Raw genomic sequence first — 25,717 nt, forward strand, 5'->3', positions numbered from 1 at the left:
ATTGGCTGGCAACCGCAATCGTGATGACTATTGATTTTCTTCGCTGCTTGTCTCAGGTTCCACTTGGGTATGCTGAAGTTCGAGTACTTGATTGTCAATCAGGCGCGCTTTGCCCAAAAACGCTGACATTAAAATGACCGCTTGCGCCGAGCTCTCGTTGATCGCTTGTAGGGAGTGTGCATCACGAATGAAAATTTCATCCGGCTGCAGACCTGCTGCGCGCAGTTGGTCACTAGCATCTTCAATGATAGATGGGTAGTCGTCACGGCCGCCACGAATCGCGCTGTTCATCCAACGCATGGTTTTAGCCAGTACTGGTGCACGTTGACGCTCATCCATAGTTAGGTAGCCGTTACGTGAACTCATTGCGAGACCGTCCATCTCACGGACAGTTGGCACACCAATGATCTCGATATTCATCGCCAGATCGCTCACCATTTGACGGATCAAAGCTAACTGCTGGAAGTCTTTCTCACCAAAGCAAGCGACGTCCGGTTGCACGATGTTAAACAGCTTAGTAACGATTGTTGCGACGCCTCTAAAGTGCCCTGGGCGTGATACGCCTTCGAGCATGTGTGAGATGCCCGGCACTTCAACAAACGTCTGTTTGTCTAAACCTTGTGGGTACATCACTTCTGGTGTCGGCGTGAAAACCAAATCGACGCCTTCAGCGGTCAGCTTACTAAGATCATCTTCGAGTGTGCGAGGATAGTTGTTGAGGTCATCCGCGCGCTCAAACTGCATAGGGTTAACAAAAATACTCGCTACCACTACATCTGCATTCTCACGAGCTTTGCGCATCAGCGTTAGGTGACCTTCGTGAAGGTTGCCCATAGTCGGAACAAAGGCAATTCGGCGTTGTTCACGCTTTAGCTGAGCAATTTGCTCTCTAAGTTCTGCAATATCAGCGAAAGTTTGCATGATTCCCCCTAGGCAATCGTATGAGCGTCGTCTGGGAAAGCACCGCTTTCCACATCCGCGATATATTTAGCAACGGCGCTACGCATGTCGCCCGTTTCAGCCAAAAAGTTCTTTGAGAATTTAGGCATGTAGTTCGCTGAAATGCCAAACATGTCGTGCATTACTAGGATTTGACCATCGGTGCCATTACCTGCGCCAATGCCAATCACTGGAACATCAAGCACTTCTGTAATGCGCGCTGCGAGTTCAGCAGGAACACACTCAAGTAGAATGATCTGCGCGCCAGCTTCTTGTAGTGCAAGTGCGTCACGTACCATTTTGTCCGCGTTCTTTTGATCGCGGCCTTGTACCTTGTAGCCACCAAAAATGTTCACACTTTGTGGTGTTAGGCCTAGGTGAGCACAAACGGGAACCGCTCGCTCAGTCAACATTTTTACTGTATCAACCAGCCAGTCGCCACCCTCTAGCTTCACCATGTTTGCGCCAGCGCGCATCAGTGTTGCTGCGTTCTCACACGCTTGCTGTGGGGTTGCGTAGCTCATAAACGGCATATCTGCCATCAACAAGCAGTTAGGGCTACCAGCACGCACTGCACGCGTGTGATAGGCGATGTCTTCAACAGTCACTGGCAAGGTATCGTTGTGGCCTTGCAGTACCATGCCGAGTGAGTCGCCGACTAAAATAACAGGCATCTCTTGGCTTTCAAACAAAGCCGCAAAGCTCGCATCATACGCGGTGGATGTTGCAAATTTGCGACCTTCGTTTTTCCACTTCATGAGGTCGTTAATGTTGATTTTTTTCATTTTTAATCCTTATTAGGGGCTTGGCTAGGATTGCCAAACTCTGAGTCCATTGCGGTCGACTTGGTCGATAAGTACAGTGAGCTCAGTCCCATCAGGGAGTTGTAAATTTGGTGCGATTTCCATAAGCGGATAGAGAACAAACTCACGTTGTTTCATTCCATAGTGCGGAACCGTTAAGCGCTCGGAATCGATCACCTCATTGCCGTAAAGAATGATGTCGAGATCGAGAGTTCTTGGGCCCCATCTCTCATCTTTACGGACACGCCCACGTTCTAGCTCGATAGCTTGGGTGCAATCGAGCAGTTCCAAAGGCGTTAATTCGGTAGTTACCTTTGCCACAGCGTTGATGTAATCGGGCTGATTTTGTGGCCCCATCGGTGTACTGCTGTAAAGGGAAGAGCAAGCCAATAGCTCGCTCTTTGGTAGTGTTTTCAATGCCTCAATGGCCACTTTGGCTTGCGAGACAGGATCGGACAGGTTGCTGCCAATCGCAATGTAGCAGATGGTCATTACTCAGCACTCTTCGCTTTTTTGGCTTTTGGGCTGCGTTTGCGACGTGAGCCAGAACGCGAGCTCGAACCACCAAGGTCATTCACCATTGCTTGACGCATATTGCGACCTGCTGATTGGAATGTGCCCCACCATTTAGCTAGAGCGGCCACTTCACCACCTTCGATTTCGCCACGCATTTCGAGGAAGTCGAAGCCGGCGCGGAACTTGTTGAGCTCCATGAGGCGGAAAGCGCGTTTGCCAGAGCGACGCGGTAAGCGAAGTTGTAGCTGCCAGATCTCGCGAATCGTCGCGGTGTGACGACGTGGAATTGCTGTCGATTTCACCTGCTCATCAAGGACAATGTTGCTGGCTTCCATCATCGCGTCGTATTCGGACATGCCGCGCTCCATCAACTCTTTGGCGTGCTCCATCATTGGGTACCAAAGCATGGCTGCGAACATAAACGCTGGATTGACGCGTTTACCTTCCTCGATACGCTCATCGGTGGCATCAAGGACCAAATCAAGTACTTGCTCTGACTGGGACGAGTAGTCCTCGGTAAAGTGCGGCGCAATAAGTGGGAACAATTGTTGGAACAAGTTGTACTCACGCATTAGGTGATAGGTCTCTAAACCGTAACCAGATTGCAGCAGCTTAAGTGACTCTTCGTACAAACGTGCAGATGGGATGTCACGTAGCAGTGGTGCAAGCTCTTCAATCGGTGCTGCCGTATCTTCTTCGATATCAAAATCGAGCTTGGCGGCAAAACGAACTGCACGCAGCATACGAACAGGATCTTCACGGTAGCGCACGTCAGGCTCGCCAATGAGGCGAATCAAACGGTCTTCAAGATCTTCAACACCGCCAGCGTAATCGTGAATCGAGTAGTCACCAATGCTGTAGTACATCGCATTGATAGTGAAATCACGACGCTCAGCATCTTCATCAATGCTACCGTAGACATTGTCACGCAGCAGCATGCCATCTTTGCTCTGTTGAGAGACGTTCTTTTCTTGCTCTTGGTGATGACCTCGAAACGTCGCGACCTCGATAATGTCACGCCCAAACATGATATGAGCAAGGCGGAAACGGCGGCCAATCAGGCGACAGTTTCTAAACAGCTTCTTGATCTGCTCTGGCGTTGCGTTAGTCGCTATATCGAAATCTTTAGGTTGTTCTCCAAGCAGCAAATCACGCACGCCACCACCAACGAGGTAGGCGTCATAACCTGCACCGTTTAAGCGGTAGAGGACTTTTAACGCGTTATCGCTGATTTGCTTGCGCGAGATGTTGTGCTCGTCACGTGTATAGACCTGTAAGGATATGTCACTATATACATGATGAGCTTTCTGGGAATTTTCTTTTTTATTCATAGTATTAACGCAATTAAGGTTCGCGAAACTGGGTGATTTTTACCCAAGCTCCGTGCCTGACGCATGAAATTTGCCGCTTATTCTAGCCTAGAGCGACTCATTTGAGAATGGTGGTTTGATTTTGAGCTGATTTGGAAGCTGAAATAGCTGCCAATTCTCAACTCCCCATTGCACGATTTTGGCGATATTTTGACCGGCGATATCGTCGCTTATCTCAAAGCCTAGAAAGCGCATTGCATTGAGCAAGGTCGGTTTCGGGTTGCTGAGATCAATCGCTGTCGCGTGATTTTGCTTAGACAGCTTATTGCCACTGTCATCAATCGCGAGCGGCAGATGCAGATAAGTGACAGGTGCGGCACCTAAGGTCTTATACAAGCTGATTTGGCGCCCGGTTGGCTCAATGAGATCAGCGCCACGTACGACCTCTGTGACGCCTTGATGGATGTCGTCGAGCACCACGGCAAGGTTATACGCAAACAAGCCATCACGGCGTTTGATAATGAAGTCTTCCTTAGCGAGTCCATCTGGGATCGTCAATGTTCCGTGTTTCTCATCCACAAAACAAGAAATTGGATAATGCATCTTAAGACGTACGGAGCAGCCTTGGCTATCAGTAAGCGCTTTGTCGCGGCATGCCCCTTGGTAGAAACCGCCTGCGGCCTTAATTTGCTTGCGAGTACACTCGCATAGGTAAGCTTGCTCCTCTGCTAGCCAACGGTCAATTTGCGCTTGATAATCGTCTAGGCGCTGACTTTGGTATAAAACCTCACCATCCCAATTAAGCTCGTAGGCTTTTAGGGTTTGTAGAATTAGCTCTGAGGCACCTTCAACTTCTCGTGGTGGATCGATATCTTCGATGCGAACCAGCCAAAGCCCATTTCGGGACTTAGCTTGAAAGTAACTGCCTAGAGCAGCCACGAGAGAGCCAAAATGAAGGGGGCCTGACGGAGAGGGGGCGAATCGACCAATATACATAGTGCTTAAATATAGCCAGTGCTTAATTGTGTTTGAGGAGTAGATCAAAAAAGGGAGCGTGTGCTCCCTTTTTTCGCTTGTTAGCCTTGCATCTGTCTTTCTTTGATTTCTGCAAGTGTCTTACAGTCGATACACAAATCAGCTGTAGGACGCGCCTCTAAGCGGCGGATACCGATCTCGATACCACAAGATTCACAGAAGCCAAAATCGTCTTCTTCAATCTTGTTTAGCGTTTTTTCGATCTTTTTGATCAAACGACGCTCGCGGTCACGGTTACGTAGCTCTAGGCTGAACTCTTCTTCTTGAGAAGCTCTGTCAACCGGATCTGGAAAGTTAGCTGCTTCGTCTTGCATGTGGTGCACAGTACGATCAACTTCTTCCCTAAGTTGGTTGCGCCAAGCGCTTAAGATTTTAGTAAAGTGATCCAATTGAGGCTGTGACATGTATTCTTCACCAGCTTTTTCTTGGTATGGATCAACACCTGCAATGGCTAGGATGCCTAGCGCTTTTTTCTTAGATTCTGGCATGCAGCATCTCCTACTTACACCTAGTCAACTGTGCGAACAGTTAATTTTAAGGCGGGTATCTATAGCAAAAACAAATGCCGGTGGCAAACGAAGTTTGTTAATCTTCTTCTCAATGTGAAGTGGCATCACTTTTAACTGAAATCCAGCGCGGATACGAGCCTAATTTCATTGTCAGAAAACGCTGCCTTATAACAAATCACTTCAACCCCAGCCTGCCTTGCTTGCTCAAGTAATTGTGAATATTTCGCATCTATATGGTGTGCCACTGACACTTTTTCAATCCCTGAATGCAAAACTGCGAAAAATAATACGGCTCTATGTCCGGTTTGAACCATTTCTGTGAGCTCTCTCAGGTGCTTCTGACCACGAGTGGTCTTGGCATCTGGAAAATACCCTTGTCCCGTATTGCCTTCATCCAGCAGTGTGACACTTTTTACTTCGATGTAGCAATCCGCACGATCACTATCTTGCAATAAAATATCCACTCTGCTGTTTTCTTGACCGTATTTCACCTCGGTCTTTAGAGTTTGGTAACCAATCAGCTCTTTTACAACGTTATTTTCTATTGCTTCAACCACTAAGGTGTTAGCACGAGCGGTATTGACGCAAATCGAGTGTCCTGCCTTAGTATGGGTCAGTTCCCAACTATTTGGGTATTTGCGCTTTGGATTGTCTGAAGTGGAGTAAAAAACAGTAGAGCCAGGAGCGGCGCATCCTGTCATTGCTCCTGTATTGGCGCAGTGAATGGTGATCTCTTGGTTATCACTGAGCGTGATGTCAGCAAGGAAGCGTTTGTAGCGCTGGACGAGTTTCCCTGATTTGAGTGGTGGATCGAAGTGCATTTTGAGGCCGTTTTTTATTAGAATGATGAACTTCATTACAACATAAGGTCATGCCCTTGTCACAGTTGCCTATCGAACTCGTGTTGCCACAGCTGACGCAAGCTATTGCAACAACGAACCAAGTTATTCTCAAAGCGGCCACTGGTGCTGGTAAATCGACTCACTTTCCATTGAGACTGCTGCAATCAGGTATGGTTAGCGGCAAGATTATCATGCTGGAGCCTCGGCGTATCGCGGCGCGCAACATTGCGGTCTATATCGCTTCTTTGCTGGGTGAATCGGTGGGTAAACGGGTAGGCTACCGAGTGCGTGGCGAGAGTAAAGTCAGTGCGGAAACAAAGCTAGAGATCGTGACGGAAGGTGTATTAACCCGTATGCTGCAAGACGATCCTGAGTTGACGGACATTGGGATGATCATCTTTGATGAATTCCATGAGCGCAGCTTACATGCTGATACTGCGCTCGCCTTTGCTCTGGAGAGCCAAGAAGCGCTGCGCGATGATCTTTGTATCGTCGTGATGTCAGCGACCTTAGATGCAGGCGATCTCAAGCGCGTACTTCCTGATGCGAAATACATCGAATCTGAGGGACGTTCTTTTCCCGTTGATATCGACTATCAGTCGATGTCGCAAAACGATCGACTGCCGGAGTTTATGGCGAAACAGATTGAACGCTTGCTACTTCGTGAGTCGGGATCTTTACTCGCATTTCTCCCCGGTGTTGGCGCGATTAAGCGAGTGCAAGAGCTACTTGAGCAAGCGCAAATAGAGGCTAGCATTTGTCCATTATACGGACAGCTCGATTTTGCTGCGCAGCAAGCGGCGATTGAGCCGGCAAAGCCCGGAGAGCGTAAAGTCGTACTGGCGACCAACATCGCGGAAACTTCACTGACGATTGAAGGCATTCGCTTGGTGGTCGATTCTGGCCTAGAAAACCAAGCGTGGTTTGATTTAAAAACCGGTATCTCCCGTCTTGAGCAAGGGCGTATCGCTCAGTCTTCGGCGATTCAGCGTGCTGGCCGAGCTGGGCGAATAGAATCAGGGCTGTGCGTTCGCCTGTATAGTGAGACTCAATTTCAATCACAGCCAGAGCAGAGTATCCCGGAAATTTTGCGCAGCGACTTAGCCTCGTTGCAACAAGAGCTGATTCGCTGGGGCTGCACCAATGCCAATGACCTTGCTTGGATTGATGCACCGAAACACGCCCACCTTCAGCAGGCGTGCGACTTGCTGACTAAGCTCAGGCTCATTGATCGTGCAGGCAAAGCCACTCAACTTGGTCAGAGGGCGTATCAGCTTGGCGTTGAGCCTCGCTTAGCGAGCATGCTACTGCAAGCAGAGGCGCTTGGAGAGCAAGCACTTAGCTGCGCGATTGCGTTGTGCGCCTTGATTGAGGAACCTGAGCGTAATGAAGTCGATGTGCGCCAATCGCTGCATCGTTGGCAGCAAGGAATTATCGCGCGTCGTTCGCTTCTTATGCAGCGAGCCAAAGCCATCGCTTCTCGCTTTAAGCTTAACTTCTCGCTTGGTCGCGTTGATGAATCTTTACTTGGCGTTGTCGCAGCATTGGCATTCCCCGATAGAATAGCGCTGGCGCGAAACCACTCAGGACACTATTTGCTCGCAAACGGCCATGGTGCTTCGTTAGATAATCAGCATCGCCTCTCTGACGAGAAGTTGTTGGTGGCGCTGGATTTAATGCGTTCAGGGCAGGGCAGCAGTGCGATTTATAAGGCACTGCCGATTGATATCGATGAGTTAGAAAGCACTCTGCCAGGGCTGATTGAAGCGTTGACTGTTGTTGATTGGGATGACGACAAAGGACGATTTATTGCTAGTGAGCAACGTCGGATTGGCGCAGTGGTGATTGCGAGTCGAGAAATTCCCGTGCCGAATGACGCAGATACAGCTAGCGCGCTACTTGGGTATGTTCGCCGAAAAGGGCTTGGCGCCTTAAATTGGACTGACAGTGCTGAGGCACTGAGCCAACGAGTACAATGTGCTCAGTTGTGGCTCTCTGAGTGCGATTGGCCAGCAATGAGTCAGGAAGCGCTGCTCGACAACCTAGAGCAGTGGTTGCTGCCGTTTATGACGGGCATCAGCAGCGCTAAGCAGCTTAAGAAAGTGGATCTGATGGCCGCCTTAGAGGCGATGCTGGGGTGGGATAAATTAAAGCTACTCGATGAACTTGTGCCCACTCACCTAACAGTGGCATCGGGGAATCGCAAACGGATTCGTTATCAGGCAGGAGAGGCGCCGATGCTATCGGTGAAGCTGCAAGAGATGTTTGGTGAGAAGACGTCGCCAACCATTGCTCGCGGTACTCAGGCGATTGTGCTTGAGCTGCTTTCTCCTGCACAAAGGCCACTGCAAATTACCCGCGATCTCGCGGCGTTTTGGCAGGGAGCCTATATAGAAGTACAAAAAAGAGATGAAAGGGCGTTACCCCAAACATCCGTGGCCCGATGATCCAATGAATCATCAGGCGACCAGTAAAACCAAAAGACAACTAAATTCATGATAGTAAGAAATAAACAAGCGGCGCCGGGCAAGAAGCCTGCGCCAAAGAAAACGCCGGCCAAAACAACGACCAAACGCAAAACAGCGCCACGTCGTCCAAAGCGCAAATCGACGCGCGGTAAAAAGGGCAAAGTGGGTTGGGGCAAGCGTCTGTTTTCCATTGGTTGGAAACTGGCGTTAGTCGGCACGGTAGCGATGGGGGCGGTTCTTTATTACTTGAATCAAGTGGTGAAAGAGCGCTTTGAAGGAGAGTTGTTTGAGCTGCCGACGGTCGTTTATGCTCGAGTGCTGAACCTCTCTGTGGGCGATTCAATTACACCTGCGCAGCTTCGTAACGAGTTGGATGTGCTTAGCTATCGCAAGGTGTCAGCGCCACGTCATCCTGGAGAGTACTCGTCTTCATCGACTAAGATCGAACTGATTCGTCGTCCGTTTGAATTCGCGGATGGCCCTGAACCTGATCGCCATGTGATGCTTTATTTCAATGACGGCACACTGTCTCGCATTCAATCGCTAGAGCAAAAGGGCGATCTGGGCTTTTTGCGAATTGAGCCAAAAATGCTGGGCATGCTTGAGAAACAAGCCGATGAACAGCGTTTGTTCTTAAGGCGTGACCAGTTTCCGGAGATCATGATTGATGCACTGATTGCCACCGAAGATAGAGATTTCTATCAGCATGACGGTATTTCTCCAACAGCGATCGCGCGTGCCTTTTTTGCCAATATTCGTGCCGGACGCACGGTGCAGGGGGGCAGTACGCTGACTCAGCAGCTAGCGAAAAACCTATTTTTAACCAGTGAGCGCACCTTATGGCGTAAAGTGCGTGAGGTGTTCATTGCGCTGATTCTGGACTACCGCTACAGCAAAGATCAGATCCTAGAAGCGTATTTAAACGAAGTGTACTTGGGACAAAGTCGAGGTGAAGCGATCCACGGCTTTGGTCTGGCGGCGCGTTTGTACTTTGGTCAGCCGCTGCAAGATTTGCGTATTGATCAACTCGCGTTGTTGGTCGGCATGGTCAAAGGACCGTCTTACTACAACCCAATTCGTCATCCAGAGCGTGCCAAACAGCGCCGTGATTTGGTGTTGAAGCTGATGATGGATCAAGAGATGCTCACTGGGCGTGAGTTTGAAATGGCCGCGTCACGCGATTTGGATCTGCAAAAAAATCCACAGATAGCCAGTCGTCAGCCAGCTTATTTTCAGCAGCTTAAGCGAGAGCTTAGCCGTAAGGTCGGCGATAAGATCAAGGCTTCAAAAGGTGTCAGGATCTATACCTCGCTCGATCCGGTATCGCAGGATAAGCTAGAAAAAGCGATCGCAAAGCGTGTTCCTCAGCTTGAGAGAACCTCGGGCAAAGGACTAGAAGCAGCAGCGGTTGCGGTGGATAGAACGACGGGAGAGATCCGCGCTATGGTGGGCGGTAAGCGCACCGGATACAGCGGCTTCAATCGAGCGCTGAATGCCAGTCGCCCTATTGGCTCTTTGGTGAAACCGGCAGTCTACTTGACTGCTTTAGAGCAGCCAGAGAAGTACGACTTAGCGACCACACTTCAAGACACATCACTGACCTTAAAGGGCAGCAAGGGCAATGTGTGGCAGCCGCGTAACTACGATCGTAAGTTCCGCGGTGATGTGCCTCTGTATCAAGCTCTGGCGAAATCACTCAACGTACCCACAGTGCGCCTTGGCATGTCTTTGGGCATTAAAAACGTTTCAGATACTTTAGTGCGCCTTGGCGTGGATGCTGACGAAATCCGTCCAGTACCATCGATGTTCCTTGGAGCAATATCGTTAACACCTTATCAAGTGGCACAGATGTTCCAAACGCTATCGAACTCGGGGCGTCAAGCTGAGCTGTCAGCGCTGCGCTCTGTAGTTACCGTCGATGGTGATGTGATTTACCGTTCGTTGCCGAAAGCGAGTCAGAAAGTGCCTCAGCAAGCGGCATGGCTGACTACGTTTGCGATGAAAAAAGGTGTAGCAGAGGGGACGGGGCGTTACTTGAACAGTCAATTTGCTTGGGCGGCACTGGCGGGTAAAACCGGCACCAGTAACGATACCCGAGATAGTTGGTTTGTCGGTGTGGATGGGCGTGAGGTCACCACCATTTGGGTCGGACGAGATGACAACAAATCGACGAAACTTACGGGTTCAAGTGGTGCATTACGCGTTTACTCGGATTACCTCGCTGCGCGCATCCCAGAGAAGCTCATTTTACCGTGGCCTAAGAACATCAGCATGATTGGTTTTCAGTCTCAGCAAGGGGGGGCGCTGCAGCTTGATTGCGGTAACCCGTTCGAGTTACCGGTATGGGATGAAGGCGGTGAGCTTAAAGCATCGTGTGACAACCAACCCAAACAGTGGATAAAAAATCTATTTGATTGGTAAATTGGATTAGTGTTAATTATATGGAGAGTCGTTAATATACTGATATATTGACCATAATTATTAAGCGCTTTTAGGGATGAATGTGAAACGCCTAACTCATTGGCTTTTAGCCGTCGCCACCTTCTCTTGCAGTGGAGTGTTGGCCGCACAGAACGTAACACCAAAGGCTGAACATGCCGATGAGCGTCCAACCATTGGGGTGGTGCTTGCCGGCGGCGGTGCGAAAGGCGCCGCACACATTGGTGTCCTAAAAGCGCTAGAAGAGATGCAAATACCGGTGGACATCATCACCGGTACCAGTATGGGGGCGTATGTCGGAGGGCTTTATGCTACAGGCATGAGCGCCGAAGAGATCGAAAGCTTCATCTACACGGTTGATTGGAATAATGGTTACCGCGATCGCGTTAACCGAAGTCAGCGCCGTATCCGCGACAAAGAAGCCGAAGACCGTTATCAAATTCGTACCGATATTGGTCTGCATTTTGGTTCCATCGAAGCACCGAAAGGGGTGGTTCAGGGGCAAAATATGCTGCGTATCTTGCGTAAAACGACAGGCAACCTTCCACAGTTTGAATCCTTTGACGAGCTCGCCATTCCGTATCGCTCGGTCGCGACCGACATCCTTAAACTTGAACCTGTGGTAATGGAAGATGGCTATCTGGTTGATGCCATGATGGCTAGTATGTCCGTGCCGGGTGCCTTACCGCCTTATGAGGTTGACGGTTATCTATTAGTCGATGGTGGTGTGACTAACAACATGCCAGTTGAGCTTGCTAAACAGATGGGTGCTGACATCATCATTGCGGTGGACATCAGCAGTGATTACAAAACTCGTGAGGACTTCAATAGCTTCTTTAGCGTCGGTGAGCAGTTGTCTAACTACTTAGTAAGACGCAGCACTGAAGAGCAGATGCAAGCACTAGAGGATGGTGATATCTACCTTCATCCAGGTGTTGGACAAATCTCGACAACAGATTTTTCCTCCATGCCTCGTGCTTATGAACTTGGCTATCAAGTAGCATATAAAAATGAGCAGCAGCTGCGCGCACTATCCGTTAATGGCTCCAAATACCAGCACTACATTGATGACAAGCAGGCAGCGAGACGTGAATTGGTGTACGGTGACGAGAATGTTGTCGATAAAATCGTTATCAATAATCAGAGCCACTACAGTGATGAGTTAATCACTACTCGTCTTGGGCTAACCGCTGGTGAAGTACTTGAGACCGATGAGATAGAGCGCCGTATCGAGGAGTTGTATGCTCTTGATCGTTTTGAGCTGATTACCTACCAGTACAAAGAGGTCGATGGTGAGACCAATCTGTTGGTCGACGTTAAAGAAAAATCCTGGGGTCCAAACTACATGGACTTTCGCTTTTACCTTGAGGAAGACTTTAACGCCAACAGCTTTTATTCCATCGGGGTAACCACCAACTTTACGGATCTCAATGATCGCGGTGCTGAGTTGCGTGTGAATGCTGACTTTGGTACCGACAAACGTGTCGAAGCTGAGCTCTACTCGCCGTTTATGCTCAACCAAGATTTGTTCTGGTTAGCGGGAGTGAAGTACAGCAGTGATAAACGCAATGTGCTTTGTGAGATCAACCCGTCAGGGGATGATTGTGTGAAACCAGCGCTCAAAGGAAGTGCGGACTTTATTCCAGTGACCTATCGAGAATGGGAAGGCGAATTAGCCGCCGGATACCAGCCTGCGTTATGGCAAGAGTTTAAACTGGGGGCTCGATACACCACAGGAGAGTCGCTTGTGTCGCCTCTGCCATCGGCGGGTAAATTTGACTTTGATCGTAAGGGGTTATTTGTTAATTATCGCCTCGACACCCTCGATGACTTCGTGTTACCGACCAAAGGTTGGTACGTGAATCTGGAGTACTTACACTCTCATGATAGCGGAGAACAAAACCTTAATACCGAAGCGTCGAGCTTTTCGGATTACGCCAAAGAAATCACGGTGCAGACGAAATATGCGCGCACGATTGGGCGCAATACCTTCGTTGGTTCTGTTGATGTGGGGATGATTTCCACCGAGAATGATTCTTTACCTGTTAGCCCCCGAGAGCTTGGCGGATTCTTGAATTTATCCGGTATTCCTCGCAACAGCTTAATTGGTCAGAACAAAGCGTATGGTAGTTTGGTCTACCGTTATCGCTGGTTTGATAATGACTTTGGCATGTTCCAGTCCCCTGTTTATTTAGGGGCGTCTGCAGAATATGGTGGCGTTTGGACGGATGAGAACTTCTCGGACGCACCATTGTTTCTAGCAGGCTCAGTGTTTGCAGGAATAGACTCACCGGTTGGGCCAATAATGCTCTCCTATGGGCAGGTTGAGACGGGACTGCGTTCGTTCTACTTGATTATTGGTTCCTCTTACTAACTGAATGCCTTCTAAAGCCCAGGTTGTTAATCAGGTCTAGCTATCACCGAAAGTAATACTGAACATAAATGCAAAAAATGAAGGGCCAATTTGACGCTAACGCGTTGCGACTTTAGTCGGAAATCGTTGATTTTCACTCAAACTTGCAATGTTGGTCAAAATGGGAAGATTTTAATTTAACGTTAAATTTGGTATCCTTCGCCCCACTGTTTGGCCTCTCTGGCGCTGTTGATTCAATTAGTTGAAGACGACCAATGGCAAGGGAGAGCCAAGTTTCCAAGGATGTCCACTCCGAATTCTAATTATAAGGAGGGACCGCAATGAGAGGAAAGAAGTCGTGCTTGAAGCCTATCGTAAACACGTCGAAGAGCGTGCTGCTGAAGGAGTTGTTCCTAGACCCTTAGACGCTGAACAAGTTGCAGGACTTGTTGAATTACTAAAGAACCCGCCTCAAGGTGAAGAAGAGTTTATCCTCGATCTCCTAGAGAACCGTATCCCACCAGGTGTAGATGAAGCTGCTTACGTTAAAGCCGGCTTTCTGACGGCCATTACCAAAGGTGAAGTGGAATCACCTCTAGTTAGCCGTGAAAAAGCAGCGCAACTACTTGGTACGATGCAAGGCGGTTACAATATTGAATCTCTCGTGTCATTGCTCGATGACGCAGAGCTCGCCCCTATCGCGGTTAAAGCCCTATCACACACACTGCTGATGTTTGATGCTTTCTACGATGTTGAAGAGAAAGCAAAAGCTGGTAATGCTTATGCGAAGCAAGTGATGACCTCGTGGGCTGAAGCAGAGTGGTTCCTATCGAAACCTGAACTTCAAGAGAAGATCACGCTTACCGTATTTAAGGTAACGGGTGAGACAAACACCGATGACCTATCACCAGCACCTGATGCATGGTCACGCCCAGATATTCCTGTCCATGCTTTGGCGATGCTAAAGAACGCTCGCGATGGTATTGAACCGGATCAACAAGGCTCAATTGGTCCAATCAAACAAATCGATGCGTTAAAAGAGAAAGGTCATCAGCTCGTGTACGTGGGAGACGTTGTTGGTACGGGTTCTTCTCGTAAATCAGCAACTAACTCTGTGCTTTGGTTCATGGGTGATGATATCCCGAACGTACCAAACAAACGTGCTGGTGGTTACGTACTTGGCGGCAAGATTGCTCCTATCTTCTTTAATACAATGGAAGATGCGGGCGCGCTACCTATCGAAGTTGACGTAACTAAGCTGAATATGGGTGACGTGATTGACGTTTATCCATACGAAGGCAAAGTCTGCGACCACGCTTCAGGCGAAACACTGGCTGAGTTCGGTCTAAAAACAGATGTACTGATTGATGAAGTCCGTGCAGGAGGTCGTATTCCACTGATCATCGGTCGTGGTCTTACAGACAAAGCGCGTCAATCACTAGGTCTTGCACCTTCTGAGGTATTCCGTCTTCCTGTTGCTGCAGAAGATACTGGAAAAGGTTACACGCTTGCTCAGAAGATGGTAGGTAAAGCATGTGGTGTTGAAGGTATTCGCCCTGGCACTTACTGTGAGCCTAAGATGACAACGGTTGGCTCTCAGGATACAACGGGTCCTATGACGCGTGATGAGCTAAAAGACCTTGCGTGTCTTGGTTTCTCTGCTGACCTTGTCATGCAGTCTTTCTGTCACACATCTGCATATCCAAAACCAGTCGATGTGAACACGCACCATACGTTGCCAGACTTCATTATGAACCGTGCAGGTGTGTCGCTTCGTCCGGGTGACGGTGTTATCCACTCATGGCTAAACCGCATGCTACTACCAGACACAGTAGGTACCGGTGGCGACTCACATACTCGTTTCCCGCTAGGCATTTCTTTCCCAGCTGGGTCGGGTCTGGTTGCGTTTGCCGCTGCAACGGGCGTAATGCCATTGGATATGCCTGAGTCAATCTTGGTGCGCTTCAAAGGTGAGATGCAGCCAGGTATCACGCTACGTGACCTTGTTCATGCCATTCCTTACTACGGAATCAAACAAGGTCTGTTGACGGTTGAGAAAGCGGGCAAGATCAACGAGTTCTCGGGTCGTATCCTAGAGATTGAAGGTGTTGAGCACCTAACGGTTGAGCAAGCGTTTGAGCTGTCGGATGCATCAGCTGAACGTAGTGCAGCTGGTTGTACGGTTAAGCTGTCTCAAGACTCTATTTCTGAGTACCTAAACTCGAACATCACTATGCTTAAGTGGATGATCTCTGAAGGCTATGGCGACCGCCGTACCATCGAGCGTCGTATCACTGGCATGGAAGAGTGGCTAGCAAACCCAGACCTAATGACGGCCGACGGTGACGCTGAATACGCGCACGTGATTGAAATTGACTTGGCTGACGTTACAGAACCAATTCTATGTGCGCCAAACGACCCAGATGATGCTCGTCTACTATCTGACGTTCAAGGCACTGAAATCAATGAGGTATTCATTGGTTCATGTATGACTAACATCGGCCACTTCCGTGCGGCTGGTAAGCTTCTAGATAAGTACAACGGTCAGCTTGATACGCGTCTTTGGGTAGCGCCACCAACGAAAATGGACCGTGACCAGCTTACAGAAGAAGGTTACTACGGTATCTTCGGTCGTGCGGGAGTTCGTATCGAAACTCCGGGGTGTTCGCTATGTATGGGTAACCAAGCTCGCGTAGCGGATGAAGCGACGGTAATGTCGACATCGACACGTAACTTCCCGAACCGTTTAGGTACAGGTGCGAATGTATACCTGGCGTCTGCTGAGCTTTCTTCAGTGGGTGCGATTCTTGGTAAGATCCCAACTAAGGAAGAATACCTAGAATACATGAAGCAGATTGACCCAACAGCAGCGGATACTTACCGTTATCTAAACTTCCATCGCATGGCAGAGTATACGGAAAAAGCCGATACGGTGATTTTCCAAGAGCCAGCGTAATTTAGCTAGCAGTAGGCAGTAAAAAACCACGGTGATGACCGTGGTTTTTTTATGGCTTGAGTAACTGGCTCAGGGTTGGATTTGAGCTTCGCTAGCTGGTGAGAAGGCGCTGAAGTTTATCGCGTAAACTAATGATGTAGTCGCGCTCTGGTCCTTGCTTATGGCAGTGCTCTAGAATGTATTCCACAGAGCTTAGGACAGTGCGCCATCGTGGCGTTTTCGGCAGCGTTTCAAGGCGCAGGTACTTATCTAATGTTCGGGTTTGAAGCGTGCTGCGGTCTAAGTAGACGCGCCACAGCCCACTTTGCTCAGCGAAGGCAAACTTGCTTTGGCCTGTGACACTCTCCCAGTAGGTTAGTGATGTGGTCATGGTTTCGACGAGGATCTCGCGCATAATTTCCGGACGCGATTTTTCTTCACCTTCCGCTTTATCAGCTAAGCGAGTGAACTCACCACCGAGCTCTTTGAGTTCTTTAAGCTTGGCTTTATCACCTTCAATAGCATAAGTAGATAGGGCATCGATGGCCGTTTCGAGGTTCTTCACTCGGCTAGCATCGAGCGACATTCCTTGCTCAAAGATATAAATACTCTTCAGTCCAGAACCTTCAGGAAGCATCATGATGTCGGCATTAATGTGCTGACGAACATCATCGACGAAGGCATCAATTTCACCAAAGTAATGCTCCTGGTTTAGGTGAATGAATTTCGGCGCGATTAACTCTTCAATGCTGGCACGCTTGAGCTGCTCAACAGAGCGCTTAAACAGGCGTCCGGCACTTTGGTTAGCAAACTGAACCTTAAGATCTTCTCGGATACACAAAATGGCTTCAGGAGCATTGTCGAGTTGTTCAATCAAACGTCCTTGGGTTTCAAGTAAGCTAGCTTCGACCATGGCTCGCTGTTTGAGCTCGTATTTCAGGTTTTGGTTTTCCGCGCGGCGCTCTTCGGCTTTGCTTGCCTGCAAGTGAGCTGCAATACGAGCAGCGAGTTCCGGCTTACTAAACGGTTTCGCCAAGTAGTCATTAGCACCCAGCTCAAAGCCGCGTACTCGGTCTTCTGGTTGGTTAAGAGCGGTAAGCATGATGATAGGCAGTGCTGCGTGGTCGTAAGTTTCACGTACCGACTCACACACTTCAAAGCCGCTCATGCCTGGCATCATAATGTCGAGTAGTAGCAGTTCTGGCTTTTCTTTCTCAATCTGATCCAGCGCTTCAATACCGTCTTTGGCCAGGCGTACTTGATAGCCTTCTAGTCGCAGGAAGCTTTCGAGAATGCGCAGGTTCACCGGCTCATCGTCAGCAATGAGCAATACTGGGCCATTAGGGTTTTCAGGTAGTACTTCCTCTTCTTCCAGAGCGAGCTCTGCGGATTCAGAAATTTGAAAATGACTCACAGAGCAAGCTTGTGATTGCGCTTCAATTTCTTGTTGGGTAGCTAGAGGCAGCGTAAAGCTGAACGTTGTGCCGACATGTGGCTGACTGCTTACGTACAGCGAGCCACCCATGAGCTCGATAAGCTGACGGCTAATGGAAAGACCCAGCCCGGCACCTTGGCGGTAATGACCGGAGTCGTGGCCTGCCTGTACTAAAGGCTCAAAAATGTGTTCAAGCTGCTGAGCTGGGATACCTTGGCCGGTGTCGACTACCTGAACGCGAATATGGTCACTCATAGCAGTCGCGGAAAGGACAATTTTACCTTCGTTGGTGTACTTAATCGCGTTACCAAGTAAGTTGTAAAGCACTTGCTCAAGGCGCTGCGGGTCGGCTGAAATCAACGGCAGCGGTTCAAGGACTTGGTTGATAATGCGGATCTTTTTGTCGCCAAGTAAGTGGTTAGAGAGCTCAATCACCAGTTGAGTCGTGCTGGTTAGGCTCAGAGCTTGACGTTCGATATCAAGGCTACCGTAGCGCATTTTGTGGTAATCGAGCAGATCATCAACCAAGCTCGCAAGACGTTGGCCACTGTTGACGATGATATCCAACTGGTACTTGTGATTGGCGCCAATGGGGCCATTGGCACCAGAAATCATCGCTTCAGCAATACCAATCATGCCATGCAGTGGAGTACGCAGCTCATGCGATGTGGTTGCAAGAAATTCATCTTTGAGCTTATCGGCCAGCTGTAATTCTTCGTTTTGTTTTTTGATGATCGCAAGGCTTTGTTCTAGTTCTTGGTTTTGGCTTTTAATGAGCTCAATCTTGTCCTTAATTGAGCGGCGCATACGTTCAAAACTGAGTGCAAGACGGCCAATTTCATCGGCACGTTCCAAACTAATAATCGAAGGGTCAAGGTCGCCCCCAGAAGCGCGCTCTGCAGCCCAGGTAAGTTTCAATAGCGGTGATGTAATGAAGTTAGAAAGGTAGTGTGATGCGATGACCACGACAACAATCGCAGTCAGCATGGCGACCACAAACAAGGTCTCTAGCTGATTGACGCTGGCAAACGCAATTGCCTCAGGGGTTTCGACAACCAGTGCCCAATGGGTTGTGTTAAGCGCGATAGGCGCAAATGCGGCAAAGTATTTTTCACCTAATGCACTTTGATAGCGGCTGACATCGGTGATGCCAGATAAGGCTTCGGAGATCACGGTGTCACTATTGGCGATAGTTTCTTCGCTTAAGCCAATAATTTTCGCTGAGTGGTCGCTCCCCACTAAAAGTACGTTGATGTCTTGCGGTGTTCCATCGGTAATCAGCTTAGTGATACCGCTAATTGGCAGTCGGAACATCGCATAACTGTGCAAGTAACCTTGTTGGATGATTGGAGCACCCACCCAAGCATTCTGCTTACCTTCATATTCAGCAAAGTCTGAGACGATGACAGGTGTGTATTCTTCGTTTTCTTTGCGTTTGAGTTTCACTTCCGATGTAAGGCGCGCAAACGTCTCACCTAAGACACGAGTTGAATAGCTGCCGGTTTCGAGGTTAGTGCCGAAGTAATCGAATTTGTACACCGAGTAAGTCACGTTACCCGCTAAATCGACCAAGATGATGTCATCGAAATCTGAGCGCTTTAAGTGTTCCATAAAAGCGCGGTGGTAACGTTTGTGTAGTAAGCGATAGCGCTCACTACCAACGTAACTACTAGAGTCTGGGAGAATGGTGGTTTTCACTTGGTCGCCGGAGCCAAGAATATAACGCTCCTGAGCATGTTGACGGGCTTGCTCAATATCGTCGCCGAGGCTTTGGAATGCATTGACTAGACCGTAGAAACGGCCGCCACTGGCAAAAGCAAGCTCGGAGCGAACAAAGCCCATGACTTCGGACTCTTGAGCATTAAAATAATCGACGATCTGCTGCTTTTTAGTATCTCGCAGTGAAACAAGGTGAGAGGTGCTTTGGTCGCGAAGATCTTGGCTATGTGCATTAAGAAAGAAAAGCGCAATGATAGTGAGCGGCGTGATGCTGAGCACCAAAAACGCCATCATCAGGGTGTTTTGCAATCGTTTAAATTTCTGTTTGCGACGCAGCTTTAACATGGGGGAAAGATTCTCTCACTCAATCAACTAGACACTCTTAACCTTGCCAATTTATAGACTTATTTTTTATTGGCAAGTAAGTGACAGGTAAAGCGTGTTGGGACACACAAAATTACCGTTAGTTGGTTAGCTTTGTAAGAGATTACCGAGAATTGAGAGAATTATCGCGCTATTCAGTGCCGGTTATTGTGGTTGATAGCGCGATAAAATCTAACAGAGAAGGTTATTTTGCAGCGTGATAAATGGCAAATTTACGGTTTTTGGCCACTGTCTTACAATGACCAAACTGCTGCTCAATAATCGGCGGATATTTGAGGAAACTGTTGGCGACAATCCAAAGCTGACCCTGTTTATTTAAATGTTTAGGGGCATCAGATAATAGGGTTTCTGTCGCTGAGTAGCTGGTATCGAGCCCTGCATGAAAAGGCGGGTTGCTGACGATAAAATCAAAATCGTTGCCGATATCGGAATACACATCAGAGGCAAAAACCTCACCCGATAATCCATTGGCAGCGAGAGTCTGCTTACTTGACTCAATCGCAAACGCGTTGATATCACATAGGTTAAGCTTACTCGTTGGGTTCTTCAGACCCATATAAGCGCCAATGATGCCCGCGCCACAACCAAAGTCGAGTACTTTGCCTGTGAGCTCTGGAAGGTTATTGAGCAGAAGTTGAGTGCCGTGGTCGAACTCACCGTGGCTAAATACCCCAGGTAGGCTCTTTACAGTGATAGCAATGCCATTGAGCTCAACATGGTAAGTCTTGATTTGACTTTGTAAATCAAACGAATCAGGAGCTTGTTGGCAAATGCCCCAATAAAATGAGCAGCGTCTTGCTGAGTCGTACTTATTGATGGGACCGTAGGTGGCAAACATCTTCTCAATGCTTTTTACGCCCGAGCGATTTTCACCCACCACCACGATTTCGGTCTCATTGCCAAGTGCTGCCAGTGACATATGCAGTAGCATTTGCGCTTCTGCTTTCGCCTTTGGCCAGTAAAGTAAGACCATGTCTGCATCAATATCGGCTGGTAGCGATGCGCCAAATAGAGTGTCGATTTTTGATGAAGATTGCAGTGAACGATAGGTAATGTAGTTGCTGGTGAATACCGTTACTTTGTCGCAGTGGCGGCTCAGTTCAATCGGGAAGCTATCTTCTATTTCACCAATAACCAACACACGCTTGCCGGCAAAATACTCTAGTTGTCGTTGTGCAATTTGACTGGGTGCGATGTAGCTTGCCATGGCGATGTTTCTCTCGAAATAAAAAGGGAGGCGATTCTCTCACAAACCCCTCCCTGAAAAAAGACTCTAGCTTCTATCTTGGCCATCAAGGAATTCTTTGAATTCCTCTTCATACATGTTGAACAACACCATAGTAATCGCGAAGATCAGCGGGCCGTAGATTAGGCCGATAAGACCAAACAAGTGAATACCACCAAGTAGCGAGAAGAAGATCATTAGTGTATTCATACCCGCACTACCTTGCATTAGCAGTGGGCGCAGTACGTTATCAATTGAGCCAACCACGGCGATACTCCAAACAGCCAAGAATAGCCCCCAACCAGTGTCACCGGTGATCAGAAGATACGCCGTAGCAGGAATCCAAATCAGCGCCGTACCCACCACTGGAATGAATGAAGCGAAGCCCATCATGGTGCCCCAGAATAGTCCAGGGAATCCTGCCATCCACATACCAAAGCCGCCAGCGGCACCTTGTGCGATTGCGGTTAAAAACGAGCCCATGACTGCAGACTTGGATACTTTTTCAATTTCACTTAGTAGGCGGTCTTCTTGGCTACGAGAAAACGGCAAAATATGACGGATTGCTGCGATGAGTTTGTCGTGATCGCGCAGTAGGAAGAACAATACAAACAACATCAAGAAGAAGTTCATCAAGAAGTTAGTGGCATCGCCAAGAATTTTTGCGCTCATAGCAACTAGGTTAGAGCCAAGAGAGGTGGCAAATTCCGCCGCCTTTTGAGCGATGTCTTGCGGATTAATAGCATCGAAAGGTAGGTATTCGTTGACGAAATCAAGACCAGTGACGACCCAAGGGTGGGCGATAACTTCTTGAATGCCGCCGCCGGTCACCCATTGGTACATGTTCTGGGAGAAGACGGAGCCTTGTTGAACAATCGCGCTAAAGACCAACATGAGTGGCATGACAATAATAAAGGTCAGTACGATACAAGAGAGCAAGGCAACAATGTTCTTGTGCTTAGGAAGCTTTTGTTCAATCCATTCATGGATAGGAAACATCAATAGTGACAAGATAAATGCCATGATAATGGAGTTGATGTAAGGCTCCACTAAGAGATAGCAGGCAAACGCGGCAAAGAGTAGGGCAACAATCAGTACCCAATGGCTGGCCGTCACGTTCATTTTGTTGTTCACGAAGTTTCCTTTTTACTGGAAGTGTAGATGCGATATCGTCAATGTTCGACAAACGCTGACAGACATAAGCAGTATTGGTCATATAATGGACGTAAATCTTTGAGTGATCAATTTAAAATCTTGTCAGTTCTGAGGCGGTAGGAGAGTTCGATGGGTTGTTGTAACGGTGACAAAAACTGTGAGCAAGGCAAGAAAAAAACGCGCAAAATATCCTGGTTTTCAATCACGATTGGGCTTTTAGTGCTGCTGGTGATATTCAACTGGCAGGCATAAAAAGATGGCATTAAAAAAGGGCTGATATGCTCAGCCCTTTTCTCAACTTCTTAAGAGGTTAACTCTTGATTATGCCTCTTGAGCAAGCATCGCAAAGCAGCGGTCAGCGGCTTCAAGCGTTGCATCGATTTCTTTCGAGCCGTGAGCCAGTGAAGTAAAGCTTGCTTCAAACGCTGATGGTGCCAGGTAAACACCGTGGTCTAGCATAAGGTGGAAGAAGCGCTTGAATCGTTCTACATCGCATTTCGCGACATCTTCGTAGCAAGTGATGGTTTCTTGGTCGGTGAAGAAGAAACCGAACATACCGCCCACTTGGTTAACTACCAATGGAATGCCGTGTTTGTCTGCCAGAGATTTGAAGCCATTTGCTAGGTGCTTAGTTTTTTGAGCAAGGCGCTTTTCGTTGCCTTCTTCAGAAAGCAGTGTCAGACATGCAAAGCCAGCCGCCATCGCAATTGGGTTACCAGACAAAGTGCCCGCTTGATACACAGGACCGGTTGGTGCGATGTGCTGCATCACCTCTTTACGGCCACCGAACGCGCCAACTGGCATGCCGCCACCAATGATCTTACCAAGCGTCGTTAGGTCTGGTTTGATGTTGTAGTATGCTTGCGCGCCGCCTTGTGCAACACGGAAACCAGTCATGACTTCATCAAAGATAAGCAGTGCGCCTTCGTCATCACAGATCTGACGCAGACCTTCGTGGAAGCCTTCAACGGGTGGAATACAGTTCATGTTGCCCGCAACAGGTTCAACGATGATACAAGCGATTTCACCTTTGTTCGCTTCGAATAGCGCTTTTACAGACGCCAGGTCGTTGAAGCGTGCTGTCAATGTGTATTTAGCAAAGTCAGCAGGGACGCCCGGTGAGCTTGGCTGACCGAGTGTTAGTGCGCCAGAGCCAGCTTTTACTAGTAGGCTGTCAGCGTGACCGTGGTAGCAACCTTCGAATTTGATGATCTTGTCACGACCCGTGTAGCCACGAGCGAGGCGGATAGCACTCATGGTCGCTTCCGTACCTGAGCTCACCATGCGTAGCTGTTCCATGGAAGGTACCAGTTTGCGAACCAGCTCCGCCATGTTGATTTCCATTTCGGTTGGCGCACCAAAGCTAAGGCCACGCTGAGCTGCATCGATCACTGCATCACGGATCACTGCGTGGTTGTGACCAAGGATCATTGGACCCCATGAACCTACGTAGTCGATGTAGGCTTTACCATCAGCATCAAACATCAATGGACCATCGGCACGTTCAACGAAAATAGGTGAACCACCTACGCCGTTAAAGGCACGAACCGGAGAGTTAACACCACCAGGGATGGTCTGTTGCGCTTTTTCATACAGCTCTGCTGATTTGGTCATGGAAAGTTCCTCTTTGCTTGTTCGGACCAAGTGTGCTGCATTGTACATCTACAAATCGAATCGAGAAGTGTTTTGAGCACATTTTCTCATATTGATACGAGTTTTAGGTACATCTCTATTAATTTGGTTTTGTCTAATACTTGAACGAAGCACTCAGGTATTAGATAATCACCGACAATAACTTTACAAAATACAATGATGCTCGGCTAAGTATTGAGCGCTGTTAATTCATCGCCGCTTGTTTTGAACACTAGGGTTTGCAATGGTCTTGGTTGGTGCAAACAGGCGTTTGAGGCAGAGTAGCAAGAGAGGTTCCTGTGAGTGATGTAGCTATTCCATTAAATTTTTCTGAGGCAGCGGCGACGCGTGTTAATGCGTTGATCGCAGAAGAGGAAAACCCAGAGCTTAAGCTTCGTGTATACATCACCGGTGGTGGCTGTAGTGGTTTTCAGTACGGTTTTACCTTTGATGAGAGCGTTAACGACGGTGATACTACCATCGAAAAGTGTGGTGTGACGCTGGTTGTTGATCCAATGAGTTTGCAATACCTGATTGGTGGCACAGTTGACTATACCGAAGGTCTTGAAGGTTCACGCTTCTTCGTTGATAACCCGAACGCGACCACAACGTGTGGTTGTGGTGCATCGTTTAGCGTGTAGTTCTAAAGAATAAGTTGAAGAGAGGCGAACATCTAGTTCGCCTTTTTTTTACCTGGAATATCGGAGAGGTTAAAAAACTTCAATAATAAGCAAAATGAATGTTATCTACAAAAGGGGTTTTTGTTACACTCGAGTCAGTAGTCAGCGCACAGTATCTGACAGAAAGTTGTCGTTTAGCGATTGATTATTCGTAGTTTTTAAACCGGATGCTGCTCCGCTTCGTAGAAGGTCGGCAGTGTCGGATTACAATAATAGGGAAATTATTATGCCAACTACTCAACGTGGCAACTTTCTATCCAAACGTCCTTGGTTAATCTCTTTGGTATGCGTCGTAGCACTCTCCACTTGGCTTGGTCTTGGGGTTTTAAAGGCTGAAGAAGCGCCAAATCAGAAAAAAGAGCAAATCATTCCACTTGCCCGAGTGGTTTATCAAGAATTTAGCGCAGAAAAGATCGATAAGAAGATCGATTTATATGGTCGTACAGCACCCGATCGCACTGCTCGGTTGGGCGCTGAAATTGCCGGCAAGATTATCAAGCTCAACGTCGAGAAAGGCGATGAGGTGAAAAAAGGGCAGGCGATTGCACAAATTGACAAAGGTGACCTCAATATTCAACTGGAGCGTGCTCAGGCGATGCTCAATGTTAGGCAGCAAGAATTTAATGCCTCCAAGTCTTTGAAAAGTAGAGGACTGCAAGGTGAGGTGGCTTACTCGACTGCTGCAGCTAACCTAACCGAAGCTAAAGCGATGGTGAGTGCAGCGAAACTTGCTCTGCGCAATACTACGGTAACCGCTCCGTTTACCGGCATCGTCGACCATTTGTCGATCGAGCTGGGTGATTTTGTCGGTGTTGGCGATCCTGTAGCGACGCTCATTGATTTAGATATTCTAGTCATTGAAGCGGATGTTAGTGAACGTCATATTCAAAAACTCACGCCAAACCAAACCTCTACAATTCGTTTTGTTGGTGGTGAAGAAGTTACGGGTACGCTGCGTTACATTTCGCGCGTCTCTTCCGTTTCAACCAATACTTTCCCGATTGAAATTGCTGTGCCGAATCCAAATCAGCGCATTCCTGCGGGTGTCAGTGCAGAAGTGGAATTGGCATTGGATGAGCAACTGGCGATCAAAATCACGCCAGCAATGTTAGCACTGGATGAAATCGGCAATCTAGGTGTGAAAACGCTTAAAGATAATCATGTGGACTTTGTACCCATCCAGTTGGTTAAAGCTGAGCAAGATGGTGTCTGGCTGACCGGGCTTGGCACTAAGAGTGACATCATCGTCCTTGGACAAGGTTTCGTTCGTCATGGCGATCAGGTCGAAGCCATCAGTGTCGCTGAGGCCAATCAAATCGCTGAACAGCAGCAATAGGA

16 protein-coding genes and 1 pseudogene are annotated in these 25,717 nt (G+C 48.4%); 6 read left to right on the plus strand and 11 right to left on the minus strand.

Annotated elements, in window-relative coordinates; translation table 11 throughout:
- Positions 1–27: 27 nt before the first annotated feature.
- From panC to sfsA, 7 genes are all read right to left on the minus strand, one after another.
- Positions 28–921: a pantoate--beta-alanine ligase gene (panC, locus tag PG915_RS03125; RefSeq protein ID WP_353497826.1), complete on the minus strand. Its 894-nt coding sequence runs from the start codon at positions 919–921 to the stop codon at positions 28–30.
- An 8-nt stretch (positions 922–929) separates the two neighbouring features.
- A complete protein-coding gene (panB, locus tag PG915_RS03130) occupies positions 930–1,724 on the minus strand; it encodes a 3-methyl-2-oxobutanoate hydroxymethyltransferase (protein WP_353497827.1) in 795 nt (264 codons plus the stop codon).
- 24 nt (positions 1,725–1,748) lie between these two features.
- Complete coding sequence (gene folK / locus PG915_RS03135; protein ID WP_353497828.1) at positions 1,749–2,234, minus strand: 2-amino-4-hydroxy-6-hydroxymethyldihydropteridine diphosphokinase; 486 nt, start codon at positions 2,232–2,234, stop codon at positions 1,749–1,751.
- Positions 2,234–3,589 carry a polynucleotide adenylyltransferase PcnB gene (gene pcnB, locus PG915_RS03140; RefSeq protein WP_353497829.1) on the minus strand — a complete coding sequence of 452 codons (1,356 nt, stop codon included), beginning with the start codon at positions 3,587–3,589 and terminating at the stop codon, positions 2,234–2,236. The genes folK and pcnB overlap by 1 nt, the downstream gene beginning before the upstream one ends.
- Before the next feature lie 87 nt (positions 3,590–3,676).
- On the minus strand, positions 3,677–4,564 hold the full coding sequence (gene gluQRS, locus PG915_RS03145; protein WP_353497830.1) for a tRNA glutamyl-Q(34) synthetase GluQRS: 888 nt from the start codon (positions 4,562–4,564) through the stop codon (positions 3,677–3,679).
- Between the two features lie 80 nt (positions 4,565–4,644).
- Positions 4,645–5,091 carry an RNA polymerase-binding protein DksA gene (gene dksA / locus PG915_RS03150; RefSeq protein WP_042501194.1) on the minus strand — a complete coding sequence of 149 codons (447 nt, stop codon included), beginning with the start codon at positions 5,089–5,091 and terminating at the stop codon, positions 4,645–4,647.
- A gap of 131 nt (positions 5,092–5,222) precedes the next feature.
- Positions 5,223–5,933 (minus strand): DNA/RNA nuclease SfsA, encoded by a 711-nt coding sequence (gene sfsA, locus PG915_RS03155; RefSeq protein ID WP_353497831.1) that lies wholly within the window; start codon positions 5,931–5,933, stop codon positions 5,223–5,225.
- A 56-nt stretch (positions 5,934–5,989) separates the two neighbouring features.
- Between sfsA and hrpB the strand changes: the two are divergent.
- From hrpB to acnB, 4 genes and pseudogenes are all read left to right on the plus strand, one after another.
- Positions 5,990–8,453: pseudogene (gene hrpB, locus PG915_RS03160) on the plus strand (ATP-dependent helicase HrpB).
- A complete protein-coding gene (gene mrcB, locus PG915_RS03165) occupies positions 8,450–10,843 on the plus strand; it encodes a penicillin-binding protein 1B (RefSeq protein WP_353497832.1) in 2,394 nt (797 codons plus the stop codon). The pseudogene hrpB and the gene mrcB overlap by 4 nt, the downstream one beginning before the upstream one ends.
- A 76-nt stretch (positions 10,844–10,919) precedes the next feature.
- Positions 10,920–13,235: a patatin-like phospholipase family protein gene (locus tag PG915_RS03170; RefSeq protein ID WP_353497833.1), complete on the plus strand. Its 2,316-nt coding sequence runs from the start codon at positions 10,920–10,922 to the stop codon at positions 13,233–13,235.
- Between the two features lie 337 nt (positions 13,236–13,572).
- Positions 13,573–16,170 carry a bifunctional aconitate hydratase 2/2-methylisocitrate dehydratase gene (acnB, locus tag PG915_RS03175; protein WP_353497834.1) on the plus strand — a complete coding sequence of 866 codons (2,598 nt, stop codon included), beginning with the start codon at positions 13,573–13,575 and terminating at the stop codon, positions 16,168–16,170.
- Between the two features lie 91 nt (positions 16,171–16,261).
- Here the strand turns inward: acnB and PG915_RS03180 are convergent, their stop codons facing one another.
- The 4 genes from PG915_RS03180 to hemL all read right to left on the minus strand — a co-directional run bounded on the left by PG915_RS03180 (position 16,262) and on the right by hemL (position 23,681).
- Entirely contained in the window at positions 16,262–19,648 is a 3,387-nt protein-coding gene (locus PG915_RS03180; protein WP_353497835.1) for a response regulator, read from the minus strand.
- 223 nt (positions 19,649–19,871) lie between these two features.
- Positions 19,872–20,894, minus strand: coding sequence for a 16S rRNA (guanine(1207)-N(2))-methyltransferase RsmC (gene rsmC, locus PG915_RS03185; RefSeq protein WP_353497836.1), 1,023 nt, complete (start codon positions 20,892–20,894; stop codon positions 19,872–19,874).
- 66 nt (positions 20,895–20,960) lie between these two features.
- Positions 20,961–22,034, minus strand: a complete 1,074-nt coding sequence (locus tag PG915_RS03190) for an AI-2E family transporter (protein WP_418642297.1) — start codon at positions 22,032–22,034, stop codon at positions 20,961–20,963.
- 354 nt (positions 22,035–22,388) lie between these two features.
- Positions 22,389–23,681, minus strand: coding sequence for a glutamate-1-semialdehyde 2,1-aminomutase (gene hemL / locus PG915_RS03195; protein ID WP_353497838.1), 1,293 nt, complete (start codon positions 23,679–23,681; stop codon positions 22,389–22,391).
- Between the two features lie 317 nt (positions 23,682–23,998).
- On the opposite strand from hemL, the gene erpA reads away from it, so the two are divergent.
- Positions 23,999–24,340 carry an iron-sulfur cluster insertion protein ErpA gene (gene erpA / locus PG915_RS03200; protein WP_353497839.1) on the plus strand — a complete coding sequence of 114 codons (342 nt, stop codon included), beginning with the start codon at positions 23,999–24,001 and terminating at the stop codon, positions 24,338–24,340.
- A gap of 265 nt (positions 24,341–24,605) precedes the next feature.
- Positions 24,606–25,715 (plus strand): efflux RND transporter periplasmic adaptor subunit, encoded by a 1,110-nt coding sequence (locus tag PG915_RS03205; protein WP_353497840.1) that lies wholly within the window; start codon positions 24,606–24,608, stop codon positions 25,713–25,715.
- Positions 25,716–25,717: the final 2 nt, after the last annotated feature.

This window comes from Vibrio sp. CB1-14, assembly GCF_040412085.2.
GTDB lineage: Bacteria > Pseudomonadota > Gammaproteobacteria > Enterobacterales > Vibrionaceae > Vibrio > Vibrio chaetopteri.